The sequence below is a fragment of the Erythrobacter donghaensis genome, from assembly GCF_002155425.1.
Classification (GTDB): Bacteria; Pseudomonadota; Alphaproteobacteria; order Sphingomonadales; family Sphingomonadaceae; genus Erythrobacter; species Erythrobacter donghaensis.
In genome coordinates this window covers 250,325-275,325 of sequence record NZ_MUYG01000009.1, presented here as the reverse complement: position 1 = coordinate 275,325, position 25,001 = coordinate 250,325, and the positions used below count along the sequence as shown (strand labels likewise).

The 25,001-nt window shown below is 64.2% G+C and carries 26 protein-coding genes; 25 read left to right on the top strand and 1 reads right to left on the bottom strand.

Annotation, left to right across the window (positions count from 1 at the left end; genetic code table 11):
* Positions 1-117 precede the first annotated feature (117 nt).
* The 25 genes from BZF59_RS07625 (at position 118) to BZF59_RS07510 (ending at position 22,392) form a co-directional block, all read left to right on the top strand.
* The gene (locus tag BZF59_RS07625) at positions 118-1,569 is read left to right on the top strand and encodes a coniferyl aldehyde dehydrogenase (RefSeq protein WP_086607653.1); all 1,452 of its coding nucleotides are present in this window, start codon (positions 118-120) and stop codon (positions 1,567-1,569) included.
* A 137-nt stretch (positions 1,570-1,706) separates the two neighbouring features.
* Positions 1,707-2,081 carry an NADH-quinone oxidoreductase subunit A gene (locus tag BZF59_RS07620; protein ID WP_086607834.1) on the top strand — a complete coding sequence of 125 codons (375 nt, stop codon included), beginning with the start codon at positions 1,707-1,709 and terminating at the stop codon, positions 2,079-2,081.
* The gene (locus BZF59_RS07615) at positions 2,078-2,656 is read left to right on the top strand and encodes a NuoB/complex I 20 kDa subunit family protein (RefSeq protein WP_245806061.1); all 579 of its coding nucleotides are present in this window, start codon (positions 2,078-2,080) and stop codon (positions 2,654-2,656) included. Before BZF59_RS07620 ends, BZF59_RS07615 begins: the two co-directional genes overlap by 4 nt.
* A 6-nt stretch (positions 2,657-2,662) precedes the next feature.
* Positions 2,663-3,454, top strand: a complete 792-nt coding sequence (locus BZF59_RS07610) for an NADH-quinone oxidoreductase subunit C (RefSeq protein ID WP_086607652.1) — start codon at positions 2,663-2,665, stop codon at positions 3,452-3,454.
* Positions 3,451-4,662, top strand: coding sequence for an NADH-quinone oxidoreductase subunit D (locus tag BZF59_RS07605; RefSeq protein ID WP_086607651.1), 1,212 nt, complete (start codon positions 3,451-3,453; stop codon positions 4,660-4,662). The genes BZF59_RS07610 and BZF59_RS07605 overlap by 4 nt, the downstream gene beginning before the upstream one ends.
* Positions 4,659-5,579, top strand: coding sequence for a hypothetical protein (locus tag BZF59_RS07600; RefSeq protein WP_143738123.1), 921 nt, complete (start codon positions 4,659-4,661; stop codon positions 5,577-5,579). Before BZF59_RS07605 ends, BZF59_RS07600 begins: the two co-directional genes overlap by 4 nt.
* Positions 5,579-6,247, top strand: a complete 669-nt coding sequence (gene nuoE / locus BZF59_RS07595; protein WP_086607649.1) for an NADH-quinone oxidoreductase subunit NuoE — start codon at positions 5,579-5,581, stop codon at positions 6,245-6,247. Before BZF59_RS07600 ends, nuoE begins: the two co-directional genes overlap by 1 nt.
* Before the next feature lies 1 nt (position 6,248).
* Positions 6,249-6,392, top strand: coding sequence for a hypothetical protein (locus BZF59_RS16300; protein WP_169712058.1), 144 nt, complete (start codon positions 6,249-6,251; stop codon positions 6,390-6,392).
* Entirely contained in the window at positions 6,389-6,577 is a 189-nt protein-coding gene (locus BZF59_RS07590; protein WP_086607648.1) for a hypothetical protein, read from the top strand. Before BZF59_RS16300 ends, BZF59_RS07590 begins: the two co-directional genes overlap by 4 nt.
* Positions 6,574-6,969, top strand: coding sequence for a hypothetical protein (locus BZF59_RS07585; protein WP_143738122.1), 396 nt, complete (start codon positions 6,574-6,576; stop codon positions 6,967-6,969). Before BZF59_RS07590 ends, BZF59_RS07585 begins: the two co-directional genes overlap by 4 nt.
* Positions 6,959-8,251 carry an NADH-quinone oxidoreductase subunit NuoF gene (gene nuoF, locus BZF59_RS07580; protein WP_086607646.1) on the top strand — a complete coding sequence of 431 codons (1,293 nt, stop codon included), beginning with the start codon at positions 6,959-6,961 and terminating at the stop codon, positions 8,249-8,251. Before BZF59_RS07585 ends, nuoF begins: the two co-directional genes overlap by 11 nt.
* Before the next feature lie 198 nt (positions 8,252-8,449).
* The gene (gene nuoG / locus BZF59_RS07575; protein WP_086607645.1) at positions 8,450-10,465 is read left to right on the top strand and encodes an NADH-quinone oxidoreductase subunit NuoG; all 2,016 of its coding nucleotides are present in this window, start codon (positions 8,450-8,452) and stop codon (positions 10,463-10,465) included.
* A complete protein-coding gene (locus BZF59_RS07570; protein ID WP_086607644.1) occupies positions 10,462-10,734 on the top strand; it encodes a hypothetical protein in 273 nt (90 codons plus the stop codon). The genes nuoG and BZF59_RS07570 overlap by 4 nt, the downstream gene beginning before the upstream one ends.
* A complete protein-coding gene (nuoH, locus tag BZF59_RS07565) occupies positions 10,731-11,777 on the top strand; it encodes an NADH-quinone oxidoreductase subunit NuoH (RefSeq protein WP_086607643.1) in 1,047 nt (348 codons plus the stop codon). The genes BZF59_RS07570 and nuoH overlap by 4 nt, the downstream gene beginning before the upstream one ends.
* Entirely contained in the window at positions 11,774-12,250 is a 477-nt protein-coding gene (locus BZF59_RS07560; RefSeq protein WP_086607642.1) for a hypothetical protein, read from the top strand. Before nuoH ends, BZF59_RS07560 begins: the two co-directional genes overlap by 4 nt.
* Entirely contained in the window at positions 12,247-12,735 is a 489-nt protein-coding gene (gene nuoI / locus BZF59_RS07555) for an NADH-quinone oxidoreductase subunit NuoI (RefSeq protein WP_086607641.1), read from the top strand. Before BZF59_RS07560 ends, nuoI begins: the two co-directional genes overlap by 4 nt.
* A gap of 132 nt (positions 12,736-12,867) precedes the next feature.
* Positions 12,868-13,491, top strand: coding sequence for an NADH-quinone oxidoreductase subunit J (locus tag BZF59_RS07550; protein WP_086607640.1), 624 nt, complete (start codon positions 12,868-12,870; stop codon positions 13,489-13,491).
* Complete coding sequence (nuoK, locus tag BZF59_RS07545; RefSeq protein ID WP_086607639.1) at positions 13,488-13,793, top strand: NADH-quinone oxidoreductase subunit NuoK; 306 nt, start codon at positions 13,488-13,490, stop codon at positions 13,791-13,793. The genes BZF59_RS07550 and nuoK overlap by 4 nt, the downstream gene beginning before the upstream one ends.
* A gap of 7 nt (positions 13,794-13,800) precedes the next feature.
* Positions 13,801-15,858, top strand: a complete 2,058-nt coding sequence (nuoL, locus tag BZF59_RS07540) for an NADH-quinone oxidoreductase subunit L (protein ID WP_086607638.1) — start codon at positions 13,801-13,803, stop codon at positions 15,856-15,858.
* Between the two features lie 14 nt (positions 15,859-15,872).
* Positions 15,873-17,426 carry an NADH-quinone oxidoreductase subunit M gene (locus tag BZF59_RS07535; protein WP_086607637.1) on the top strand — a complete coding sequence of 518 codons (1,554 nt, stop codon included), beginning with the start codon at positions 15,873-15,875 and terminating at the stop codon, positions 17,424-17,426.
* On the top strand, positions 17,426-18,907 hold the full coding sequence (gene nuoN, locus BZF59_RS07530) for an NADH-quinone oxidoreductase subunit NuoN (protein WP_086607636.1): 1,482 nt from the start codon (positions 17,426-17,428) through the stop codon (positions 18,905-18,907). The genes BZF59_RS07535 and nuoN overlap by 1 nt, the downstream gene beginning before the upstream one ends.
* A complete protein-coding gene (locus BZF59_RS07525; RefSeq protein ID WP_086607635.1) occupies positions 18,904-19,614 on the top strand; it encodes a biotin--[acetyl-CoA-carboxylase] ligase in 711 nt (236 codons plus the stop codon). Before nuoN ends, BZF59_RS07525 begins: the two co-directional genes overlap by 4 nt.
* A 17-nt stretch (positions 19,615-19,631) precedes the next feature.
* A complete protein-coding gene (locus BZF59_RS07520) occupies positions 19,632-20,426 on the top strand; it encodes a type III pantothenate kinase (RefSeq protein ID WP_086607634.1) in 795 nt (264 codons plus the stop codon).
* Positions 20,427-20,449: 23 nt separating this feature from the next.
* The gene (locus BZF59_RS07515; protein ID WP_211277370.1) at positions 20,450-22,105 is read left to right on the top strand and encodes a ribonuclease J; all 1,656 of its coding nucleotides are present in this window, start codon (positions 20,450-20,452) and stop codon (positions 22,103-22,105) included.
* Complete coding sequence (locus BZF59_RS07510) at positions 22,105-22,392, top strand: DUF1467 family protein (protein WP_086607632.1); 288 nt, start codon at positions 22,105-22,107, stop codon at positions 22,390-22,392. Before BZF59_RS07515 ends, BZF59_RS07510 begins: the two co-directional genes overlap by 1 nt.
* Here the strand turns inward: BZF59_RS07510 and BZF59_RS07505 are convergent.
* The gene (locus BZF59_RS07505; protein WP_245806060.1) at positions 22,389-24,983 is read right to left on the bottom strand and encodes a coiled-coil domain-containing protein; all 2,595 of its coding nucleotides are present in this window, start codon (positions 24,981-24,983) and stop codon (positions 22,389-22,391) included. The two genes, BZF59_RS07510 and BZF59_RS07505, sit on opposite strands and share 4 nt — an antisense overlap.
* Positions 24,984-25,001 lie beyond the last annotated feature (18 nt).

Genomic DNA, 25,001 nt, shown 5'->3' with positions numbered 1-25,001 from the left:
TCCTTGCGCCCCGCTCTAATGCTGCATTGCGGCAATGGCAATTGCGTGCGGGGCGCGGCAACATGCTTGTCAGGTGGGCGGCTTTGCGCGACAACGCGTCGCAAATAAAAACCCATCATGTCCGAACGGGAGAACGACATGGCCGATGATCGCCGCCAAGAACTCGAAGCCCTGCTGGCGCACCAGCGCGCCGCCTTCACCGCCTCGCGCCCCGAACCGCTGAGCCAGCGCAAGGACCGGATCAAGCGCGCCATCGCCCTGATCAAGGACCATGGCGAGGAATTCGCCAAGGCGATGAGCGCCGATTTCGGCAACCGTTCGTATGCGCAGTCGATGCTGACGGACATCGCGGCGACGGTGGGTGCGGGCAATCACGCATTGAAGCACATCGACAGCTGGTCGAAGCCTGAAAAGCGGAAAGTTCAGTTCCCGCTCGGCCTGCTTGGTGCCAAGGCCGAGGTCCGTTACGAGCCCAAGGGCGTTATCGGCATCCTCTCGCCGTGGAACTTCCCGGTACAGCTCGCCTTCGGCCCGCTGATGCAGGTGCTCGCTGCAGGCAACCGGGCGATGATCAAGCCCTCCGAATTCACCGAACGCACCAGCGAGCTGATGGCCGAGCTGACGGCTCAATATTTCCAGCCCGAGGAAGTTGCCGTGGTCACCGGCAGTCCGGAAGTTGCGGCGGCGTTCTCCTCGCTGCCTTTTGATCACCTCGTCTTCACCGGATCGACCGCGACGGGCCGCCGCGTGATGCAGGCGGCGGCGGAGAACCTCGTGCCGGTGACGCTCGAACTGGGTGGCAAGTCGCCGGTGATCATGGGTCGCAGCGCCGATTTCGCCAAGGCGGGTGAGCGGATCGCGATCGGCAAGATGATGAACGCGGGGCAAATCTGCCTCGCGCCCGATTACCTGATGGTGCCCGAAGACAAGGCCGATGAGGCAGTCGCGGGTGTCACGCAAGCGGCGGCGGCGATGTATCCACGCTTGCTCGACAATGACGACTATGCCTCGATCGTCTCCGACCGCCATTTCGAGCGGCTTCAGGGCCTGGTCGCCGACGCACGCGACAAGGGGGCGGAGGTGATCGAGGTCAATCCGGCGGGCGAGGATTTCGCCAACGCCAACCAGCGCAAGATGCCGCTCACCGTGCTGCGCGGCGTCAGCGACGACATGACCGTGATGCAGGAGGAAATCTTCGGCCCCGTCCTGCCCGTGATGACCTACAAGGCGGTCGATCAGGCGGTGGACTACATCAATGAACACGACCGCCCGCTCGGCCTCTATTACTTCGGCGAGGACAAGGGCGAGCAGGAGCGCGTGCTGACCCGCACGATCTCGGGCGGGGTGACCACCAATGACGTGGTGTTCCATGTGTCGATGGAGGATCTGCCCTTCGGCGGCGTCGGGCCTTCGGGCATGGGGAGCTATCACGCGATCGAGGGCTTCCGCGAATTCAGCCACGCCCGTGCCGTCTATCACCAGCCCAAGATCGACATTGCCAAGCTCGGCGGCTTGAAGCCGCCTTACGGCAAGGCAACCGAGGCGGCCGCGGCGCGCATGATGAAGTAGGCGGGGGCGGGACGGAGCGCCGCAAGCTCTGTTCGATTTCCTGCAACATCCTTACGGGCTTTTCCCTGAGTCGCAGGCTTGCACCGCGCGGCTGACAGGCTTAGGGCGACCTCGGGATTAATAGCTTGGACATCGCTGTGGTCGATCTCAGTCAGTATCTCCCGATACTGTTATTCGTGCTCGTTGCGCTCGGGCTGTCGGTGCTCTTTGTGGTCGCACCGATGGCGGTGTCGCGCCTGACAGGCGTGCACAATCCGGATGCGGAAAAACTGTCGGAATATGAATGCGGCTTCCCGGCTTTCGAGGATGCGCGCAGCCAGTTCGACGTGCGCTTCTATCTCGTGGCGATTAGCTTCATCGTCTTCGATCTCGAAGCCGCCTTCCTGTTCCCCTGGGCCGTCAGCCTGGGCAAGACGGGCTGGGTGGGCTGGACGGGGATGATGGTGTTCCTCTTCATCCTCGCTGTGGGCCTTGCCTATGAATGGAAGAAAGGGGCGTTGGACTGGGAATGAATACCATCGTTACTCCTCCCCAAGGACTGCCCGACATCTCGAAGCTCACCACCGCGCAGGGCGGCGAGGTGCGCCAGCCTGATGCCGACTATTTCAAGTCGCTGCAGACCGAGGTGAATGACAAGGGTTTCCTCGTCACCTCGACTGAAGATCTGTTCCAATGGGCCCGCACCGGCAGCCTGTGGTGGATGACCTTCGGCCTTGCCTGCTGCGCGGTCGAGATGATCCACGTCAACATGCCGCGCTACGACATGGAGCGCTTCGGCGCCGCGCCGCGCGCGTCCCCGCGCCAGTCGGACGTGATGATCGTGGCGGGCACGCTGTGCAACAAGATGGCCCCGGCGCTGCGCAAGGTCTACGACCAGATGTCGGACCCCAAGTATGTGATCAGCATGGGCAGCTGCGCCAATGGCGGCGGCTATTACCACTATTCTTATTCGGTGGTGCGCGGCTGCGACCGGATCGTTCCGGTGGACATCTATGTCCCCGGTTGCCCGCCGACTGCCGAAGCGCTGCTCTATGGCGTGATGCAATTGCAGCGGAAGATCCGCCGCGTGGGCACGATCGAAAGGTAAGGGCGCATGGCCGTTCTGCATTCCGCACCGCGCTTCGCTTCGAACGAAGGCGTGATCGACGCCATCAGCGAGACTATTTCGGTCTGGCTGATCGAGGCCCACGAGGCCCACGGTGAGGTGATCTTCCGGGTCGAGCGCGACGCGATGGAAAAGGTGCTGCGCATCCTGCGCGACGATCACGCCTACCAGCAGCTCATGGAAATTGCCGGGGCCGACTACCCGAGCCGCCCGGAGCGGTTCGAAGTCGTCTACATGCTTCAGAGCCTCACGAAGAACCACCGTGTTATGGTCAAGTGCTCGGCCAGCGAGGACACGCCCGTGCCGACCGTCACCACGCTGTGGCCCAATGCAGGGTGGCTTGAGCGCGAGGTGTTCGACATGTTCGGCGTGACCTTCGCCGGCAATCCCGATCTGCGCCGCATCCTCACCGATTACGGCTTCGAAGGACACCCGTTCCGCAAGGACTTCCCGATGACGGGTTACACCGAACTGCGCTATTCCGAGGACGAAAAGCGCGTCGTGTACGAGCCGGTCGAGCTGGCGCAGGAAATGCGCAGCTTCGATTTCCTCAGCCCGTGGGAAGGCGCGGACTACGTGCTGCCGGGTGACGAAAAGTCGCGCGGCGCGCCGCCCGTTGCCGATCCCAAGACCACCGAAAAGCCCGCCGACACCGGGGCGGGCAAGAAGGCGGACGAAGCGGCGGCCAAGCCCGTCGCTCGGCCTGCGCCAGACAAGAAGGACAGCGGCAAGCCCGCGCCGGGCGCCCCCGATGCCACCTCGAAGGAGGGTGGACGATGAGCATGAATCTCGAAGAATCGCCGACCACTGAAGGCGAGGTCATCACCAATTACACGATCAATTTCGGCCCCCAGCACCCGGCCGCGCACGGGGTGCTGCGGATGGTGATGGAGTTGGACGGCGAGGTGATCGAGCGGATCGACCCCCATGTCGGCCTGCTCCACCGCGGCACCGAAAAGCTGATCGAGCAGAAGACCTATCTCCAGGCGCTGCCCTATTTCGACCGGCTGGATTACTGCTCGCCGCTCGCGCAGGAGCATTCCTATGTGCTCGCGATCGAGAAGCTGCTGAACATCGAAGTGCCGATCCGCGCGCAATATCTGCGCGTGCTGTTCGCCGAGCTGACCCGCATCTGCAATCACATGCTCAACATGGGCGCGCACATCCTCGATGTCGGCGCGTTCACGCCGAACCTGTGGATCATGGATCTGCGCGAAGATTGCCTCAACTTCTTCGAGCGGGCCTCGGGCGCGCGGATGCACTCGGCCTATTTCCGTCCCGGCGGTGTCCATCAGGACGTGCCGGAAAAGCTCTTGGTCGACATCGGCGATTGGCTCGACAATCGCTTCTTCCAGCTGTTCGAGGACGCGATGAGCCTCGTCATGGACAACCGCATCTTCAAGCAGCGCAACGTCGACATCGCCGTCGTGTCGCGCGAAGACGCGATTGCCTGGGGTTTCTCCGGCCCGATGATCCGCGCCGCGGGCATTCCGTGGGATCTGCGCAAGAGCCAGCCCTACGACGTCTATGACCGCATGGAATTCGACATTCCGGTCGGCACCAATTCGGACTGCTATGACCGCTTCATGGTGCGCGTGAAGGAAGTCTACGAGAGCGCCAAGATCATGCGCCAGTGCCTGCGCGATATGCCGCAGGGGCCGATTGCCTCGACCGACGGCAAGGTCTCCCCGCCAAAGCGCGGCGAGATGAAGCAGTCGATGGAAAGCCTGATCCACCACTTCAAGCTCTACACTGAAGGCTTCCACGTTCCGGCAGGCGAGGTTTACGTGGCGACCGAGAGCCCCAAGGGCGAATTCGGGGTCTATCTCGTCAGCGATGGCACCAACAAGCCCTACCGCTGCAAAATCCGCCCGACGGCCTTCTCGCACCTTCAGGCAATGGACTTCATGTCCAAGGGCCACATGCTGCCCGACGCGACCGCCATTCTGGGCGCGATCGACGTGGTGTTCGGGGAGTGTGACCGGTGAAAGCCGCCGTCCCGGCCATCTTTGCCCTGCTTGCGGCTACTGCTCCGGCGGCGGCCGAGGAGCATGTGCCCGTTTCAGCAGGCCCCGAGGTCGATGGTCTCGTGGCGGCGCTCGAAGCCAAGGATCGCAATGGAGCGATCGGGCGGATAAAGGGCATCTTCGCCTTGAACGACGAAGACCGGATGGTGCGCACGCCTGCCGCCTTCGTCGATCTGGTGATCGGTTGCCCGGCAAAGCAGATCGCTGCGCTGAATACCACGAGCTTCAAGCTCTACACCTACCGCTGGGATTGCGCGGCGGGCGAATATCAGGCGCAGCTCGGCAAGGATCCCGACAGCTCCTACATCGAAGTGGTCGATCCGGCTGACGCTGCGCGCATCGCCAAGCGGGCGGCTGCCCCGCGGATGAAACCGATGCTCCCGCCGCCGATGCCGGCCCTGATGGATCGAGAAAGCCCGGAAGCGCGCAAGGCCCGTGTCGAGAAGACCGCCGCCGCCGAACTTGCCGCGCTCAAGGCGCTGGAGCCGCAGCTCAAGGCTGGCGTGCTGACCGATGCGGCGGCGCTGGCACCGAATGCCAACTTCACCACCGGCTATCGCGATATCGTCCAGAGCGCCTTCATTGCCGAAATGGACGGCGATGGGCTGTCCGGGGCCAACGAACAGCTCGCCTGGCTGACCGCCAATCTCGGCAAGCCCGACAATGTCGAGTGCAGGCAGATCCGCAACGACAGCGTGCCCGGTGACCCCTTTTTCATCCACACCTGCCGGGTGCTCTCGGAGCAGATGGGACACGGCTATGCCGCCATGGTGTTCTTCCGCGATGCGAAGATCGCCTCGATCCAGTTCAATTATGTGAACGCTGCGGTGGTTGAAAAAATACAGAAATCGCTCTCTTCCAAGGCCGGTGGAAACTGATGGCTGACCGTACCCCCGCTCCCGATACCCCCGAACTGCGCGCCCGCTGGGGTGGCTTTGCGTGGACGCCGGAGAACAAGACAACCGCCGATTGGCACATCGCCAAGTATCCCGAAGGGCGTCAGCGCTCGGCGGTCATGCCGCTGCTCGATCTTGCCCAGCGGCAGGTCGGGGCGGAGACCGATACGCAAGGGTGGCTGCCGCTGCCGGTGATCGAGTATGTCGCCAAGTATCTCGACATGCCGGTGATCCGCGTGCTCGAAGTCGCCAGCTTCTACTTCATGTATAACTTGAAGCCCGTCGGCAAATTCCACGTGCAGGTGTGCGGCACCACGCCCTGCATGCTGCGCGGATCGGACGACATCATGAGCGCGTGCAAGAAGCGCGGGATGGTGAAGGGCGGGGTGTCGGCGGATGGCCTCTGGACCCTCACCGAAGTCGAATGCATGGGCAATTGCGCCACCGCGCCGATGGTCCAGATCAACGACGACAATTACGAGGACCTGACCCCCGAGCGCCTCGACGCGGTGCTAGATGCGCTGGCAGCGGGCCAGCAGCCGAAGACCGGTACGCAGGAGCCGGGTCGCCACACCTCCGAGCCTGCGGGCGGGCCGACCACACTCACGGATATGGTGAGCGAGAACCACGACTATCGGAGCGCGTGGTAAGGTGGAAACGGTCGCCTCCCTCCTCGGTGCGCTGCTGCTGGGCTTCATTGCCTACAAGCTGCTGATGGGCTTGGTCCGCGTCGGCGTGATCCTGCTTATCATCGCTGTGCTCGCCGGGCTGTGGCAGCAAGGAGCGATCGGATGAACGGGTTGACGCTGCTCTTCGCGATCCTTGGCCTCACCGGCTTTGCATTGGGCGCGGTGCTGACCGTCACCGGGCCCTACGAGATGGGCGTGATCGTGATGGGCATGGGCCTGATGTTTCAGGTGATTTCGCTGGTGCGCATCAGGCGCGCGAAGGCGCAGGGCGGGGAGGGCAGGCGGCCATGACGCTCACTCCTCGGCATATCCTCTCCGGCGCGTTCTGGCTGGCTGGCGTGGCCCTGCTTTTCCTGATCGACAAGAACAGCCAGAACCTCGCCGGGCTGTTCGCAGCTGTGGCCTGCCTCGCGCTCAGCATTGGCGTGCAGCCGCGTGACGAACGCGCGCTCGCCGAGCGGGGTCCGCCAATCCTGTGGGACCGGCGCGATGCAGGCGAAAAGTTTTCGATCATCATGTTCCACCTCGTCATCGCGGTCGGGGTTCTGTTCACCGCCGGATTGCTGGCGGGTGTCGGCGGGGAAGCCCCAGTTCCGCTGTGGCGCGTGGCGCTCGCGGCCGGACTGGTGACCATGGTGGCGTGGAAATTCTGGCGTAACTGGACAATGCGCAATGCTGGCTGACAAGGATCGCATCTTCACCAACCTCTACGGGTTCCAGGAATGGAGCCTGAAGGCAGCGCAGGCGCGCGGCGATTGGGACGACACCAAGGCGCTGCTCGCGCGCGGGCAGGACGCGATTATCGAGGAAATCAAGGCCTCGGGCCTGCGCGGACGGGGCGGAGCGGGCTTCCCGACGGGGCTCAAGTGGTCCTTCATGCCCAAGGAATCGCGTGACGGTCGGCCGAGCTTCCTCGTCATCAATGCCGACGAATCCGAGCCGGGTAGCTGCAAGGACCGCGAGATCATCCGCCACGATCCGCACAAGCTGGTCGAAGGCGCGCTGGTCGCCGGCTACGCGATGCGCGCGCGGGCGGCCTATATCTACATCCGCGGCGAATATATCCGTGAGGCCGAGACGCTTCAGAAGGCGATTTCCGAGGCATATGACGCCGGGCTGATCGGCAAGAACGCCTGCGGTTCGGGCTACGACTTCGACGTCTTCATGCACCGCGGTGCGGGCGCTTACATCTGCGGCGAAGAGACCGCGATGATCGAGAGCCTCGAAGGCAAAAAGGGCCAGCCGCGCCTCAAGCCCCCGTTCCCGGCGGGCGCGGGGCTCTATGGTTGCCCGACCACCGTGAACAACGTCGAAAGCATCGCGGTCGCGCCGACGATCCTGCGGCGCGGGGCCTCGTGGTTCAGCTCCTTCGGGCGCGAGAACAACAAGGGCACCAAGCTGTTCCAGATCAGCGGACACGTGGAAAAGCCCTGCGTCGTGGAAGAGTCGATGAGCATTCCCTTCGAGGAGCTGATCGAGAAGCACTGCGGCGGCATCCGCGGCGGGTGGGACAACCTGTTGGCGGTGATCCCCGGTGGCTCCTCGGTGCCGCTGGTGCCCGCCGCGCAGATCCGCAATGCCCCGATGGACTTCGACGGGCTGAAGGAACTCGGCTCGGGCCTCGGCACGGCAGCGGTGATCGTCATGGACAAGTCGACCGACATCGTCCGCGCGATCAGCCGCCTATCCTATTTCTACAAGCACGAAAGCTGCGGCCAGTGCACCCCCTGCCGCGAAGGCACGGGGTGGATGTGGCGCATGATGGAGCGCCTGCGCACGGGTGACGCGGCGATCGAGGAAATCGATATGCTGCAGGAAGTCACCAAGCAGGTCGAAGGCCACACCATCTGCGCGCTCGGCGATGCCGCCGCATGGCCGATCCAGGGCCTGATCCGCCACTTCCGGCCTGAGCTGGAGCGGCGGATCAATGAGCATAACGCCAAGTTCGCGGAGGCGGCGGAGTGAGCGCTCTAAAACGCATTGGCGTCACCATTTCTGCCGTGGGAGCTGGCGTTCTCTTGGTTGGCGGATTCCCACAGTCATTTGGTGTGATTGTGGCCGACGCGTCGAAGCTGATTATGCTTGGGTGTTTCGTGATCGCTGCTGGAGCTGCGGTCGAAACGAACGCAAGAATAAGAGAAAAAAGAGAAGAGGGCATCCGCAATGCCTAAAGTCACCGTAGACGGTCAGGAAATCGAGGTCCCGGCGGGCGCGACTGTGCTGCAGGCGTGCGAGCTTGCGGGCAAGGAAATCCCGCGCTTCTGCTATCACGAGCGCCTCTCCATCGCGGGCAACTGCCGCATGTGTCTCGTCGAGGTGAAGCCCGGGCCGCCCAAGCCGCAGGCCTCCTGCGCGCTGCCCGCTGCCGATGGTCAGGAAATCCGCACCGACTCGCCCATGGTCAAGAAGGCCCGCGAAGGCGTGATGGAGTTCCTGCTCATCAACCACCCGCTCGATTGCCCGATCTGCGATCAGGGCGGCGAGTGCGATTTGCAGGATCAGGCGGTCGCCTATGGCCGCGGCGGTTCGCGCTACCACGAGAACAAGCGCGCAGTGACCGAGAAGTACATGGGCCCGCTGATCAAGACGATCATGACCCGCTGCATCCACTGCACCCGCTGCGTGCGCTTCTCGGAAGAGATCGCGGGCGTGGACGAAATCGGCGCGCTGTACCGCGGCGAGGACATGCAGATCACCACCTATCTCGAACAGGCGGCGGCGCACGAATTGTCGGCGAACGTCATCGACCTGTGCCCGGTGGGTGCGCTGACCTCGCGGCCCTATGCCTTCGAGGCGCGGCCGTGGGAGCTGAAGAAGACGCTCTCGATCGACGTCTCGGACGCTGTGGGCGCCAACATCACGCTCCACTCCAAGGGCCGCGAAGTCATGCGCGCGCTGCCGCGCGTCAATGACGACGTCAACGAGGAATGGCTGTCGGACAAGGGCCGCTACCAGGTCGACGGCCTCACCAAGCGCCGCTTGGACCGCGTTTGGGTGCGCCGCGAGGGCAAGCTCCAGCCCGCCGAGTGGACCGAGGCTTTCGGGATGATCGCCTCCTCGCTCGAAGGCGACAAGGCCAGCATCGCGGCGGTCGCGGGCGACCTGCTCGATGCCGAGACGATGTTCGCCGCCAAGGCGCTGGTCAATGCCTGCGGCTCGAACCTGACCGAAGCGCGCCAGACCGGCATGACCTATGACGTGTCGAACTTCGCGGCGGTGAATTTCAATTCGACCTTTGCGGGCATCGAGACCGCCGACGCGATCCTGATCGTCGGCAGCAATGTCCGCTGGGAAGCCGCGCTGCTCAACGTCCGCCTGCGCAAGGCGGTGAAGGCGGGGGCGAAGGTCTACATCATCGGCCCCGAGTGGGATCCGACCTACAAGGCGACCTTCCTCGGCTCGGACCTCAAGCTGCTGAACCGCATCCCCAAGGAATTGGGTGACGTCATGAAGTCAGCCCAGCGCCCGGCTGTGATCCTCGGCGCGGCGGCGCTCGCCAAGGGCGCGCTTCCGGCGGCGCTCAAGCTGGTCGACAAGTTCGGGCTCGTGAAAGATGGCTGGAACGGCTTCAACGTGCTGCACATCTCGGCGGCGCGGATGGCCTCGCTGATGCTCGGCTTCACGCTGCCGGGCGGGATGGGCGACATCGTCGCCGCTTCGCCGAAGGTGCTGCTTAGCCTCGGCGCGGACGAGATGGACTATGCGCCCTACGCCAAGAGCCTCAAGGTCTATATCGGCCATCACGGCGACAAGGGCGCGCATCACGCAGACATCATCCTGCCGGGCGCGTCCTTCGCAGAGAAGGACGGGACCTACGTCAACGCCGAGGGCCGGGTGCAGTTCGCGGAGAAGGCCGTGTTCGCCCCCGGCGACGCGCGCGAGGATTGGACGATTTTGCGTGCGCTGGCAGATAGCGTGGGTGTCAGCGTCGGCTTCGACAGCTTTTCGGAACTTCAGGCCAAGATGATCGCCGCCGTGCCCGCACTGGGCGAAGAGGGCCTCGCAGATTACGGAGCGCTGCCCAAGGCGGACAGCGGCGCGAAGTTCGAGGGCGAGCTTGCGGGCTACCCGATCAAGGACTTCTACCTCACCAACCCCATCGCCCGCGCGAGCGAGGTGATGCAGCGTTGTTCGGATGAACTGCTGCACGGGGCGGACGTTAAGGAGGCTGCGGAATGATCGTGCTCCCGCAATTCCTCAGGCGCCTGCCGTTTATACTATATGCGTTCGTTCCGGTATTCCTCTTATGGAGCCTCTCGAATGAGTGGTATGTCGTTACTCGGCTTGGCGATACGGGGCAGGTGGAGCTTAATGAGATCATTGGCTGGTATGAGAAGTCTCGTGCCGCCCTCTACGTCGTACATCAAGCGATCTACCTTTTGATTGGCGCTGCCGTGCTTCACGCCTTGGTGGCTATTCACGACAAATTGATGGGAGCTGCGGAATGACCGCCTTCTTCCAATCCCTCGGCCTCAGCTATGAATGGGCCTGGACCGTCGCGACGTTCGCGGGGATCCTGATCGTCTCGCTGCTCGTCATGTTCAGCGTGGCGATGGTGATCTATGTCGACCGCAAGGTGCTGGGCGCGATCATGATGCGGCGCGGGCCCAACGTGGTCGGGCCGTTCGGGCTGCTCCAGTCCTTCGCGGACGGCCTCAAGGTCTTCCTGCAAGAGACCATCATCCCGTCCGCGGCAAACAAGGGCATTTTCCTGATCGCGCCGATCATCACCTTCACCGTCGCGCTGGCGGCCTGGGCGGTGATCCCGTTCGATGCGGGCGTGGTGATTTCGGACATCAATGTCGGTCTGCTCTACATCCTCGCGATCAGCTCGATGGGGGTTTACGGCGTGGTGATGAGCGGGTGGGCGTCGAACTCCAAATACCCATTCTTCTCGGCGATGCGCGCGTCTGCGCAGATGATCTCCTACGAAGTGTCGATCGGCTTCGTGTTGGTGTGCGTGGTGCTGTTTGCCGGCACCTTCAACCTCTCGGGCATCGTGAACGCGCAGCAGGGCTTCGGGCTCGGGCTGATCAACGCCTATGCGGTGCACCCGCTGCTCTTCCCGATGTGGGTGGTGTTCTTCATCTCCGCGCTCGCTGAAACCGCGCGTGCGCCCTTCGACCTTACCGAGGCCGAGAGCGAGCTCGTCGCGGGCTACCAGACCGAATATTCCTCGATGAGCTTCGCGCTGTTCTGGCTCGGCGAATATGCCAACATCCTGCTGATGTGCTCGCTCAACACGCTGCTGTTCTGGGGCGGGTGGCTGCCGCCGCTCGACATTCCGGTGCTCTACATGGTGCCGGGGATCATCTGGTTCCTGCTCAAGACCTTCATGTTCTTCTTCATGTTCAGCTGGATCTGGGCGACCGTGCCGCGTTACCGCTATGACCAGCTGATGCGCCTCGGGTGGAAAGTGTTCCTGCCGATGAGCCTGCTGTTTGTGGCTGTGACGTCCGGTTATCTCATGGCGACGGGGCATTTCGGATGAGGTTAGCTCCTGTCACCCTGTCTGTCGCACTTGCGATTACGAGCGCTGCCGCCGCGCAGGAGCGAACCCCGGTTTCGCCGCCTTCGCCGCCGCTTCCGTTCAAGAGCGGCAGTTTCGAATGCGCGATGCATGATGAAGCAGGTCGCACCTTTCAGCTCGAAGGGCTGATTGGCGATTGGCAGAGGTTTCCTCAAGGCGGCCAACAAGTGGTTCTGCTGATGTCTGCGCCTGAGGATACCGGTCTGTCCGGCAAATTTAAGGGTTCTTTCCAGCCGAGCGAGAGCAGGGCCTGGTTTTTGGGCACGATTATGGAGCGGAGGCACCGAGTGACGCTCAACGAGCCCTTCTCGCCGAAGGGCACCATCTCCATCTTTCGCTATCCCGCGTTTGGAGCGGAGCAAAAGAGCGTCGAGAGGTTTGTCGGTTTTTGCAATTTCGAGGTTTCGGCAGTGAGCAAGGAATTACCGGAATGACTTCGGTCTCCCACCTCATCAAATCGTTCACCCTCTGGGAATTCCTCAAGGCGCATGCCTTGACGCTGAAGTATTTCTTCAAGCCCAAGGTGACGATCAACTACCCCTTCGAGAAAGCCCCGCTCTCGCCCCGCTTCCGCGGTGAGCATGCGCTGCGGCGCTACCCGAACGGAGAGGAACGCTGCATCGCGTGCAAGCTGTGCGAGGCCGTGTGCCCCGCGCAGGCGATCACCATCGAGAGCGAGCCGCGTGAAGACGGCAGCCGCCGCACCACCCGCTACGACATCGACATGACCAAGTGCATCTTCTGCGGCTTCTGCCAGGAAGCCTGCCCGGTCGATGCGATCGTCGAGGGGCCGAACTTCGAATATTCGACCGAAACCCGCGAGGAGCTGCTGTACGACAAGGCCAAGCTGCTCGCGAATGGTGACAAATGGGAACGGGCCATCGCGGCCAACCTTGAAGCCGACGCACCCTACCGCTAGGGCGCGCGGCGACGAGGCAACGGGGATCACGGGCCACGGCGTCCTGCCGGGGCTCAGACTTGGACTAAGGGATCAAATGCCGCTTTCTGGACTCCGGTTTTCACCGGGGAGACGGATCGGCGGAGACGCATCATGATACAGGCCATCGCCTTCTATTTCTTCGCGACCATCGTCGTCGCCAGCGCCGTGATGGTCGTCATGGCGAAGAACCCCGTGCATTCGGTGCTGTGGCTGATCCTCGCGTTCTTCAACGCGGCCGGCCTGATGGTGCTGCTGGGCGCGGAGTTCATCGCGATGCTGCTGGTGATCGTCTATGTGGGGGCGGTGGCGGTGCTGTTCCTGTTCGTGGTGATGATGCTCGACATCGATTTTGCCGCGATGCGCGCGGGGCTAAGCCGCAATGCGCCGCTGGGGCTGCTGATCGCGGCGGTGCTGCTCGCCGAGCTGCTTCTGGCCGTGGGAGCCTACAATGCGGGCGGCCTCACCCTCGGGACGCCCGATGGCGTGACCGCACAGCCCGAGGGCACCAGCAATATCGCCGCTCTCGGCGAGTTGCTCTACGGCCGCTACATTGTGCTGTTCGAAATCGCGGGGATCATCCTGCTGGTCGCGATGATTGGCGCGATCGTGCTGACCTTCCAGCCGCCCAAGCCCGGCGCGCGTGCGCGGCAGGATGTCGGCAAGCAGATCCGTCGCCGTCCCGAGGATGCAACCGTCATGAAGAGCCCCGAAGTGGGCCAAGGGGTCGAGCTGTGATCGGCATCGAACATTATCTCACCGTGGGCGCGATCCTGTTCGTGCTCGGCGTCCTGGGGATCTTCCTCAACCGCAAGAACGTGATCGTCATCTTGATGGCGGTTGAGCTGATCCTGCTGGCGGTGAACATCAATCTGGTCGCCTTCAGCGCCTTCCTCAACGACCTGACGGGCCAGATCTTCGCGATGCTGGTGCTGACTGTGGCTGCGGCCGAGGCGGCGATCGGGCTCGCGATCCTGGTGATCTATTTCCGCACCCGCGGCTCGATCGCGGTTGACGATATCAACCGGATGAAGGGGTGATTTCGCAGTGAATTCGATCCTTATCATCGTTTTCGGGCCGCTGCTGGCTGCGCTTGTCGCGGGCCTCGGCAATCGCATGATCGGCAATGTTGCCGCCAAGTCGGTGACGACCGGCGCGCTGTTCCTGTCGGCGGGGCTCAGCTGGCCGATCTTCCTGGGCTTCCTCGGCGGGAGCGAGACGGCGACAGTCTTGCCGGTTCTCAAGTGGGTCGAAAGCGGCACGCTGAGCTTCGATTGGAGCCTGCGCGTCGACACCCTCACCGCGATCATGCTGGTGGTGATCAACTCGGTTTCGGCGCTCGTCCACCTCTATTCCTGGGGGTACATGGAGGAAGACCCGGATCAGCCGCGCTTCTTCGCCTACCTTTCGCTGTTCACCTTTGCGATGCTGATGCTGGTGACGGCGGACAACCTCGTCCAGATGTTCTTCGGGTGGGAAGGCGTGGGCCTTGCGTCCTATCTGCTGATCGGCTTCTGGTTCCGCAAGCCCAGCGCAGGGGCCGCCGCGATCAAGGCCTTCGTGGTCAACCGCGTCGGTGACCTCGGGTTTATGCTCGGCATCTTCGGCACCTATCTGGTGTTCCAGACGACCTCGATCCCCGCGATCCTCGACATGGCTCCGGCGATGAGCGGCGCGACGATCACCTTTGTCGGCATGCGCCTCTACACGATGGATATCCTGTGCATCCTGCTGTTCATCGGCGCGATGGGCAAGTCGGCGCAGCTCGGCCTCCACACTTGGCTGCCGGACGCGATGGAAGGGCCAACGCCGGTCTCCGCACTGATCCACGCCGCGACCATGGTGACCGCGGGCGTGTTCATGCTGTGCCGCCTCTCGCCGATGTTCGAGACCGCGCCGACCGCGCTCACCATTGTCACCATCGTTGGCGCTGCCACCTGCTTCTTTGCCGCGACCATCGGCACAACGCAGTGGGACATCAAGCGGGTGATCGCCTATTCGACCTGCTCGCAGCTGGGCTACATGTTCTTTGCCGCTGGCGTGGGCGCCTATGGCGCGGCGATGTTCCACCTCTTCACCCACGCCTTCTTCAAGGCGCTGCTGTTCCTCGGCGCGGGCTCAGTGATCCACGCGATGCATCACGAGCAGGACATGCGCTATTATGGCGGCCTGCGTAAGAAGATCCCGGTTACCTTCTGGGCGATGATGGCGGGCACGCTCGCGATCACCGGCGTCGGCATCTTGGGCGCGTTCGGCTTTGCGGGCTTCTATTCAAAGGATGCGATCCTTGAAGCCGCCTTCGCGCGCCATAACGGGGCGGGGCAGTTCGCCTTCTGGGCGGGTGCGGTCGCGGCGCTGCTCACCAGCTTCTATTCGTGGCGCCTGATGTTCCTGACCTTCTGGGGCAAGCCGCGCTGGGCGCAGTCGGAGCATATCCAGCACGCCGTTCACGATGGTCATCACGATTCCGATCACGACAATGCGCCGCGGCAGGAAGATGCCGGACACGACGCGCATCACGACGTTCCTTCACCTGAAGACCATGAAGGCACGGCGGGCTATCACCCCCACGAAAGCCCCGTCTCGATGCTGCTTCCGCTCGCCATCCTGAGCCTCGGCGCCATCTTCTCGGGCTTCGTGTTCCACACGCAGTTCATCGACGGCGAAGCTTTCTGGAACGGCGCGATCTTCTACAATGAAGACCTGATCCATGCGATGCACGGTGTGCCGTTGTGGGTGAAGCTGACCGCGACCGTGGTGATGCTGATCGGCTTGGCCGGGGCCTATGTCGCCTATATCGCGAAGCCCGACATCCCGGCAAAGTTCGTCGCGACCTTCGGTGCGCTGCACAACTTCGTCTATCGCAAGTGGTATTTCGACGAGCTCTATGACGCGATCTTCGTGAAGCCCGCCTTCGCGCTGGGACGCGCCTTCTGGAAGCTCGGCGATATCGGCACGATCGACCGCTTCGGCCCCAACGGCATCGCCTGGGTGGTCGACCGCAGTGCCACTGCGGCCAAGTCGATCCAATCTGGCTACGTCTACACCTATGCGCTGATCATGCTTCTCGGGCTGGTCGCCGCTGTCACCTACGTTCTGCTTTAGGAGCGCGCTTCGTAATGGAAGGCCTTCCCATCCTGTCGCTGATGATGCTCGTGCCGCTGGCGGGCGCGCTGGCGTGCCTGTTTTCGGGCGCCAACGCCGCACGCTGGATCGCGCTCGGGGCGACGCTTGTCACCTTCGCGCTCGGCGTCGTGCTGTGGTCGAATTACGAGATCGGCGGCCCGCAATGGCAGTTCACCGAGCGCGCGGAGCTCTTCGCGGGCTTCAGCTATGCGCTGGGGATCGACGGGATTGCGTTGCTGCTGATCATGCTCAGCGTGTTCCTGATGCCGGTCTGCATCCTTGCCAGCTGGGAAGCGATCGAAAAGCGCGTGGGCGAATACATGGCGGCCTTCCTGTTCATGGAGGTGCTGATGATCGGCACCTTCGCGGCGCAGGATCTGTTCCTGTTCTACGTCTTCTTCGAGGCCGGCCTCATCCCGATGTATCTGATCATCGGCGTGTGGGGCGGGGACAACCGCATCTACGCGAGCTACAAGTTCTTCCTCTACACGCTGTTCGGATCGGTGCTGATGCTGATCGCGATGTTCTGGATGGTGGCGCAGGCCGACACCTCGGACATCCCGACGCTGATGCAATATCCCTTCCCGGCCGAGGCGCAGACATGGCTGTGGCTGGCCTTCTTCGCGAGCTTCGCGGTTAAGGTGCCGATGTGGCCGCTGCACACCTGGCTACCCGATGCACACGTGCAGGCGCCTACCGCCGGCTCGGTGATTCTGGCGGGCGTGCTGCTGAAGCTCGGCGGATATGGCTTCATCCGCTTCAGCTTGCCGATGTTCCCCGAGGCTTCGGCTCAGTTTGCCTGGCTGGTCTTCGCGCTATCGATGATCGCGGTGGTCTACACCTCGCTCGTCGCGCTGGTGCAGGCCGACATGAAGAAGCTGATCGCCTATTCCTCGGTCGCGCACATGGCGATCGTCACCGTCGGCCTGTTCGCGTTCAACGTGCAGGGGCTTGAGGGCGCGATGATCGTGATGCTCAGCCACGGGCTCGTGTCGGGGGCGTTGTTCCTTTGTGTCGGGGTCATCTACGACCGGTTGCACACCCGTGAGATCGCGCGTTACGGCGGCCTGGCGATCAACATGCCCTATTACGCGCTGTTCTTCCTGCTGTTCACCATGGCGAGCATCGGCCTGCCGGGCACCAGCGGCTTCGTCGGCGAGTTCCTGTCGCTGGCGGGTATCTACCAGACATCGAGCCTCGTCGCGCTGATCTGCACGACCGGGATCATTCTGGGTGCGGCCTATATGCTCTACCTCTACCGCCGCGTCGCGTTCGGCGGGCAGGTGAATGAAGACGCCGCCGCGATGCGTGACATTTCTGCGCGCGAGTGGATCATGATGGCTCCGATCGCCGCCGCCGTGCTGTGGATGGGGGTTTATCCCGAAAGCTTCCTCGCCCCGATGCGCGAGGATATCGCGGTGCTCGAAGCCCGGCTTTCCGCTGCTGCCCCGGCTTCCGACGCACAGCTTGCGCCCGGCACGCCCCGCGCCGAAGCGGCGAACGCGCTGCCCCACCATGACAACGCCGCCGGGGAGGGCGCGCACTGATGGATTTCGTCCCTTCCTTTGCCCTGACGCTTCCCGAACTGGTGCTGACCGGCACCGGCCTCGTGCTGCTGCTGCTCGCCGCGTGGGGCGGTGACAAGGCCGCGCGCAAGATCGCGATTGCGGCGGCCACTGCGCTGTTCGTTGCTGGCGTGCTGCTGGTGCCGGGGCTGCATTTCGGCACCGATGGCCCGGCCACGCTTGCCTTTGGCGGGCTGCTCAAAGTCGACAGCTTTGCGCTCTTCGCCAAGGCGCTGATCTATCTCGCGGCGATCGCCGCGCTGATGGTTGCGCCGGCCTTCTTCGCTGGCCCTACGGCGGGCACCGAACGCGGGATGCGCGCTGAATATCCGGTGCTGGTGCTGTTCGCGGCCGTGGGCATGAGCATCATGGTCTCCGCCAATGATTTCATGAGCCTCTATCTCGGGCTCGAGCTCAACAGCCTGTCGGCCTACGTGCTCGCCGCGATTCTGCGCCGAGACACGCGTTCGGGCGAGGCGGGGCTCAAATACTTCGTGCTTGGCGCGCTGGCCTCGGGGATCCTGCTCTACGGGATGAGCCTGCTCTATGGCTTCACCGGCGGCACGGCGTTCGACGCGGTGCGCGCGGGGCTGAGCGGCACCATGGGCACCGGCGCGTTGCTTGGCGTGATCTTCGTGCTCTCCGGCCTCGCCTTCAAGATCAGCGCCGTGCCGTTCCACATGTGGACGCCCGACGTCTACGAAGGCGCTCCGACGCCCGTCACCGCCTTCTTCGCCACTGCCCCCAAGGTCGCCGCCGTGGCGCTGACTGCGCGCGTGGTGTTCGAAGTCTTCGGCGGTCAGGTGCAGGCCTGGCAGCAGATCGTGATGTTCATGGCACTCGCCTCGATCATCTTCGGCGCGCTCGGCGCGATCGGGCAGGAGAATTTGAAGCGCCTGCTGGCCTATTCCTCGATCAATAATATCGGCTTCATCCTCCTCGGCCTCGCGGTCGCCAATGTCGACGGCGCGAGCGCGATGCTGGTTTACCTGTTCATCTATGTCGCGATGAGCATCGGCAGCTTCGTCGCGCTGCTGATGCTGCGGGGTGAGGACGGGGAGCTGTTCGAAACCTTTGCCGACATCCGCGGGCTGTCCGTCACCCGTCCGGCAATCGCTTGGGCGCTGCTGATCTTCATGTTCAGCCTTGCCGGCATCCCGCCGCTGCTCGGCTTCTACAGCAAGTTCGTGGTGTTTCAGGCGACCATCGAGGCAGGCCTTGTGGCGTTCGGCGCCATCGCCATCGCGGCGAGCGTGATCGGGGCGTTCTACTACATCAAATTCGTCAAAGTTATGTTCTTCGATGAGCCCGCTGGCGTCGTCACCGGCAAGAGCGAGACGGGGCATTGGGTGCTGCTCGGGCTGACCGCGCTGATCATCTCGCCGCTGGGCTACCTGCTGACGCCGTCGCTGACCGATCTGGCCGACAAGGCGGCCCGGTCGCTCTTCATCGTTCTGGTTTGATCACGCTCACCGAACAGACTGGCTCGACCAATGCCGACCTCGCCGCCGCGCTGCGCAGCGGGGAGGGCTGGGCAGAAGGGCACTGGCTGGTCGCCCGCCGACAGACCGCCGGGCGCGGGCGGCAGGGGCGCGAATGGTTCGATGGGGCGGGCAATTTCATGGGCTCGACCGTCGTTGCGGTCGGTGAGGGCGGGCCGCCGCCTGCCACGCTCAGCTTCGTCGCCGCGCTCGCCGTGCGCGATGCTGCCGCCGCGGCGCTGGGCGACGATGCGCCGCTCGCATTGAAATGGCCCAACGACGTTTTGCTCGATGGCGGCAAGCTGTCAGGCATTCTGCTCGAGATGGTGCGCGGGCATATCGTCGTCGGCATCGGGGTTAACCTCGCCAAGGCCCCGCAGGTCGAGGGACGCAAGACCGCAGCACTCGCCGATGTCGGTGCGCCGCCGTCGCTCGAAAGCTTCGCCGAGAGCCTCGCCGCCGCCTTCGACCGCAGGCTCGCAGGCTGGCGCACTTATGGACTCTTGCCGACGCTCCACGCCTTTCTCGGGCAGTCGCTCCACGCGCAGGGCTCCCCGGTAACCGTCCATGACACCGATGGCTCGGTGCTCTCCGGCTCCTTCGCGGGGCTGGAGGAAAGTGACGGCGCCTTGCGCCTGCGCTTGGCGGATGGCAGCGAACGTGTCATTCGCGCTGGCGACATTTCCTGAGAGAAGGACCGCCCCCCATGCTGCTCGCCGCCGATGTCGGGAACACCAATGTCGTCTTTGCCCTGTTCGATCTGAACGCGGATGGCACCCACACCATCCGCGCGCGCTGGCGCATCGCCACCGATCCGCGCCGCACGGGGGACGAATATGCCGTGTGGCTGCTTCAGCTGCTCAAGATCGAGGGGGTCGAGCGCGACCAGATCACCCAGATCATCGTCGCATCGGTGGTGCCGCGTGCCGACCACAACCTCACTGTGCTGTGCCAGAAATATTTCGGCATCACCCCGCTGTTTGCCGGGCAGGGCAAGGCGGCGTGGCGGTTCGAGATCGATGTCGATCAGCCGTCCTCGCTGGGCGCCGACCGCGCGCTCAACATCCTCGCCGCACACCACAAGTATGGCGGCGACCTGATCGTCGTCGATTTCGGCACCGCCACCAAGTTCGAGGCGGTCGACTTCACCGGCGCCTACAAGGGCGGGTCGATCGCGCCGGGGATCAATCTCTCGCTCGACGCGCTGGTCGGCAAAACCGCCAAGCTTCCGCGCATCGCGATCAAGGCACCCGCCAGCCGCAGCGTCATCGGTCGCAACACCGAAGACCAGATGCTGATCGGCGTGTTCTGGGGCTATGTCGCGATGATGGAGGGCATGGTCGCCAAGATGAAGGTCGAAATCGGCCGTCCGGCAAAGGTTGTAGCGACCGGCGGGCTCGCCATATTGTTCGATGACGCGACCGACATCTTCGACCACGTCGATGCCGATCTCACCCTTGATGGCCTCGCCATCCTCGCCCGCCAGGCCGAAACCGCCTGAGCCTGCGCAACGTAAGAGACATTGTGAAAAAAGATTTTACCCCCGAAGACGAATTGCTGTTCCTTGCCCTCGGCGGCTCCGGAGAGATTGGCATGAATGTCAATTTCTATGGCTGTCAGGGCAAGTGGATCATGGTCGATCTCGGCATGACCTTCTCGGGCAACGAATATCCCGGCGTTGAACTGGTTTTCGCCGATCTCGACTTTATCGAGGAGCGCGCGAAGGACCTCATCGGCATCGTCCTGACCCACGCGCATGAAGACCACATCGGCGCGGTGCCCTATTTCGCGGGCGAGCTGGGCGTGCCGCTCTATGCCACGCCCTTCACCGCCGATCTGGTGGCGCGGAAGCTCGAAGAGGCCGGCCTGCTCGGCCAGGTCGAACTCAACATCATCGAGGACGATCACGGCGAGATCGAACTCGGGCCGTTCACCATCACCTACTTGCCGCTCGCGCACTCGATTGCTGAGGGCAATGCGCTGCTGATCGACACGCCGCACGGGCGAATCTTCCACACCGGCGACTGGAAGCTTGATGATGACCCCATCATCGGCGAGCCCACCACCGAGGAAGAACTGCGCGAGATCGGCGAGGAAGGCGTGCTGGCGCTGGTGTGCGATTCCACCAATGTCTTCAACCCCAACCCCTCGGGCAGCGAGGGCGCGGTGCACAAGGCGCTGATGGAGGAAGTCGCGCGCCACAAGGGCAAGCGCGTGGTCGTCACTACCTTCGCCAGCAATGTGGCACGGCTCCAGACGCTGGGCGAGGTCGCGCGCGAGACCGGGCGGCAACTGTGTGTCGCGGGCCGTTCGCTCGACCGCATCATCGAGGTGGCGCAGGATAATGGCTATCTCGAGGATTTCCCCAAGCCGATCGATTTCGACACCGCGATGGGCCTGCCGCGCGGCGAAGTGCTGATCATCGCCACCGGCGGGCAGGGCGAACCACGCGCCGCGCTCGGCCGGATGGCCGACATGAATCACCCGATCGAACTGGTCGCGGGCGATGTGGTGCTATTCTCCTCGCGCCAGATCCCGGGCAACGAGATCGCGATCGGCAAGATCCAGAATCAGCTTGCCGCGCGCGGTATCGAGATGGTGACCGATCGGCAGGCGCTGATCCACGTCTCGGGCCACCCGGGGCGGCCGGAGCTTGAGGCGCTTTACAGCTGGCTCAAGCCAGAGGTGCTCGTGCCCGTCCACGGCGAGATCCGCCACATGGCCGAACAGGCGCGGCTCGGGAAGACCTGCGGCATCCCGGCGCAGGTGGTGCAGAAGAACGGCGACATCGTCCGCCTCGCGCCCGGAAAGCCGGGCAAGCTCGCGGAAGTGCGCGCCGGTCGTCTGGTGCTCGATGGCGACATCATCTCGCCTGCCGATGGCGATGCGATCACCATGCGCCGCCGGATCGCGGGCGAAGGCGTGGTCGTGGTCGTGCTCGCGCGTGGGAGCCGTCCGGTGATCGAAGCGGTGGGCCTGCCGCTCGATGAAGACCTGCCCGATTTCCTTGAAGAAGCTGCGAACGATGTGCTGACCGCGATTGGCCGCCTCAAGGGCCGCGACGCCAAGGACGAGGGCGCGATCCGCGAAGCCGCGCGCCTCGCTGCCCGCCGTGCGGCGCAGCGCTGGTCGGGCAAGCGGCCGCAGGTGCGCGTGGTCATGCCGGGGGCGGCGGCCTGATGGCGATCACTTCGATCCTTGCGATCTATTTCCTGTTCTTCGTGATGACCGGCTTTCTCATGCTGCCGTTCGGCGTGAAGACCGCTGACGAAGCGGGTGTCGAGAAGGTGCCGGGACAAGCCGAGAGCGCGCCGGTCAATTTCCGCCCCGGCCGGCTTGCCGCGCGCGCCGGGGTGATCGCCGCGGTGCTGACGGCGCTGTTCGTCGCCAACTACACCAATGGCTGGATCACTGCGGCGGATATCGACATCCTGCCCAAGCCGCCGGGTGCGGCGCCCTCCGATTAGGTCCGCAGGCGCTGGATCGCCTGTGCAAGCGCGACGTAGAGCTTGCCCATGTCCGATCCCAGCATCGTCACGCTCAGCACGTGACCATCGCGGGTCGAGAGCGTCTGGCGCAGCAGTGCCTCGAAATCGTGGATGTAGCGGCTGACATTGGCCTTGAACATCTCGTCACTGGTGTAGAGCGCGGCGATGTCGCGGGCGGTGCCATTGTCGATCAGGCGCACCGCGCGGCGGGTGAAGATGCCGCGGTCGCCCTTCAGGTAAGCGTCCCACGCCGTGTCGGTCACCTCGGTCGCGATCGCGCTGGTAATGTCGATCGCGGCGGAGTTGAGGCTGTCGGTGATCAGCGCCATGCGGCGGGTGAAGTCGTTATTGACCTGCTCCTCGGCCAATTCGCGCGCGCGGGTGACGCGCTGTTCGAGATTGCCGGTCAGCTCGTTGACCTTGACCAGCTGGTCGCGCAGCTGGATCGCCGCCTCGCGCCCGACGCCCGAGGCATGGGCGGCGGATTGCTCGAGCTTGCCGAGCGTCGCCGCCGTCTCGTTGCGCAGGCTGCGTTCGAGCACTTCGACCGCCTCCGCGCCGAGGTTTTCGGCGAGCGTCCGGGCCTTGTCACGGGTGCCGCCTTCGAGCGTTGCGAAGGCCTGCGTGATCGCGGTCTCCAGCGCGGCGAGCGCTTGACGCAAGGCATCCTGTGTCTCGCCCGCGAGTGTGCCGCTTTCCTCCGCCAATCGGGCAAAGCCGCCTCGCAGCCCTTGCAGCCTGGCGAGCGCATCCTCGCTGTCCTCGGCGAGGCGTGACTTGAAGCTGGCGATGGCGATTTCTGCGGCGTCGATATCGGCGCGGGTGCGGAGCAGATAGTCCGACAGGTCGCTGCCCGCCTCGGTGCTGCGCAGCATCAGCGCCTCGACCTTGCCCGCCCGCGCTTCGACTTCTTCGAGCGCACCGCTGGCACCGCCGATCGCCTGCGTGAGATCGGTCTCGCAGGTGCGTGCGCCCGATTGCAGGATTTCGAGCAGTCGCACGCCGCTGTCGGTAAGCTGCGCCAGCTGCGCCTCGGTCGCGGCAAGCGCCGCGCGCTTGTCGGCCAGCTGCTGCGCCAGCGTGCTTATGCCCGAGCCCAGATTGGCGCTCACGGTCGTTGCCGAGGCATCGATCGCGGCAATTTGCGCGCCAAGCTCGCCTGCGCGGGCCGTCAGCGTCTCGCCATGCGCGACCAGCTGCGCGATCTCGGCCAGCTGTGCCTCGCGCCGCTGGGCAAGGGCATCGTCGAGCGCGGCGAGGCGCTGTGAGAGCACTTCGCTCGCCTGCGCTTCGTGCGTCTCGAACGCGGCCTGGCGCTGCTGGATCGCCTCTTCGAACTGACGCGCACGTTCGGCCAGCTGGTTGTCGATCCGCAGCGCCTCGTCGCGCAGTTCGGTCATGCGCTGGGCGGTCGCCGAGCCGGTGCTGCGGTCGAGCTGATCGACCAACTTGAGCTTTTCGACCATGGTATCGTGCAGCGCGCTGATTGCGGCGGCAAAGCCGCTCTGCGCGCTGGCGGTAGCTTCGGTGAGGCGCGCGGCGATGCTGTCGGTCGCCTCGGCTGCCGCAGCCGCGCGGGCGGCCTGCGCGGCAAGCGCCTCTTCCTCGAGCGTTGCGAGGCGTTGACGATAGGCTTCGGCCTCGCTCTGAAGCGCCCCGAAGCGCTCGGTAATCAGCGCCTCGACCCGTGTGCCTTGCGCTTCGAACTGGCCGATCGCGTCGCCGATCTGCCCGGTCAGGCGCGCAACCTGCGTCTCGCTTGTCGCGCCCGCTTCGGTCAGCTGCGTGAGACCGCCGGAAAGACGCGCCAGCTGATCCTCGGCCACGCGGCCCGCGCTGCCGATCTGGTTGGCCACATCGCGCGCGGCGTTGGCGATCACCGGCAGATCGTCCCGCAAACGGTTCATGTTGCCGAGCGCGGTTTCGCTGGTGATGGCGATACTGTCGACCTGTGCGCCGTTGCTGACGATCAGCGCCTGCAATTCGCCCGCATGGGTGGACAGCCGCTCCGCCGCGATCCGGCCGAGCGCTTCGAGGTCGCGCGATTGTGCGCTGATAAACTCCCGCGCCAGGCTGAGCTCGCGGTTGACGATCTTGAGCCGCGCTTCGAGCGCCGCGCTCTCCCGATTCATATGTGCAGCAGTGGCCGCAAATCGCCGAGCTTCAGCCTGCGAGTTGCGCATGGCGAGCAGCCAGGCGATCCCGACGAGACCGACCGGCACGGCCCATTGCACCACCCACTCGGCCCATTGCGCAGGGGCGGCCCCGGCCTGCATGGCGGCGAGATGTGCCCAGACGAAGAATCCGCTCCACCCGGCCACCACAAGGCCCGCCAGCACCGGCGCGAGCCAGCGCGCGCCGCCTGAAACCGGCGCGTCGTCAGCGGCATCGTCCGCCGCGTATTCGCCCAGATCGAGCGTCTCTCCGCCGCCCGCGTGCATTGCCTCGTCCGCGCCCGAAGCTGCCTCGCCCGAACCGTTTTCGCTGCTGCCGCGCCCCAAGGCGCGCATCTGGTGCCGTTCTGCCATCCCGCTGTCATACCACAGCCGGAATCGGGATAAACCCCGCATTAACCCAATTCGCGTTAA